This is a genomic window from Oceanibaculum indicum P24 (assembly GCF_000299935.1).
Classification (GTDB): Bacteria; Pseudomonadota; Alphaproteobacteria; order Oceanibaculales; family Oceanibaculaceae; genus Oceanibaculum; species Oceanibaculum indicum.
On sequence record NZ_AMRL01000066.1, the window covers coordinates 1 to 1183 of the forward strand.

At 63.9% G+C, this 1183-nt stretch carries 1 protein-coding gene; it reads left to right on the forward strand.

Annotated elements, in window-relative coordinates:
• Positions 1-5: 5 nt before the first annotated feature.
• The coding region (tuf, locus tag P24_RS18970) for an elongation factor Tu (RefSeq protein WP_040708544.1) at positions 6-1183 on the forward strand (1178 nt) is incomplete at its 3' end.

Sequence of the window (1183 nt, forward strand, 5' to 3'; positions counted from 1 at the left end):
CCACGATGGCTAAAGCGAAGTTTGAACGGAACAAGCCGCATTGCAACATTGGGACGATTGGCCATGTTGATCATGGCAAGACGTCCCTGACGGCTGCGATCACGAAGGTTCTGGCGGAGGCTGGCGGCGCGACCTTTACGGCGTACGACCAGATCGACAAGGCGCCGGAGGAGAAGGCGCGCGGCATCACCATTTCGACGGCGCATGTGGAGTATGAGACGGGCAACCGTCACTATGCGCATGTGGACTGCCCGGGCCATGCCGACTATGTGAAGAACATGATCACGGGTGCGGCGCAGATGGACGGCGCCATTCTGGTGGTGTCGGCCGCTGACGGCCCGATGCCGCAGACCCGCGAGCACATCCTGCTGGCGCGTCAGGTCGGCGTCCCGGCGATCGTGGTGTTCCTGAACAAGTGCGACATGGTCGACGATCCGGAGCTGCTGGAGCTGGTGGAGCTTGAGGTCCGCGAGCTGCTGTCCTCCTACGACTTCCCGGGCGACGATATTCCGATCGTGAAGGGCTCGGCCCTGGCGGCGCTGGAAGACAGCGATCCGAAGCTGGGCAAGGACGCGATCCTGGAGCTGATGGCCGAGGTCGATCGCTACATTCCGCAGCCGGAGCGCGCGAAGGACCTGCCGTTCCTGATGCCGATCGAGGACGTGTTCTCGATCTCCGGCCGTGGCACGGTGGTGACCGGTCGCGTCGAGCGCGGCATCGTGAAGGTTGGCGAGGAAGTCGAGATCGTCGGCCTGAAGGACACGACCAAGACGGTTGTGACCGGTGTTGAGATGTTCCGCAAGCTGCTGGACAGCGGCGAGGCGGGCGACAATATCGGCGCGCTGCTGCGTGGCGTTGGCCGCGAGGATGTGGAGCGCGGCCAGGTTCTGTCCAAGCCGGGCACGATCAAGCCGCACACGCGCTTCAAGTGCGAGGCCTACATTCTGACGAAGGAAGAAGGTGGCCGTCACACGCCGTTCTTCTCCAACTATCGTCCGCAGTTCTACTTCCGCACCACCGACGTGACCGGCGAGGTTGTTCTGCCGGAAGGCACGGAGATGGTGATGCCGGGCGACAACATCGCCATGGAAGTGAAGCTGATCGCGCCGATCGCCATGGATGAGGGCCTGCGCTTCGCCATCCGCGAAGGCGGCCGCACCGTCGGCGCCGGCGTCGTCGCCAA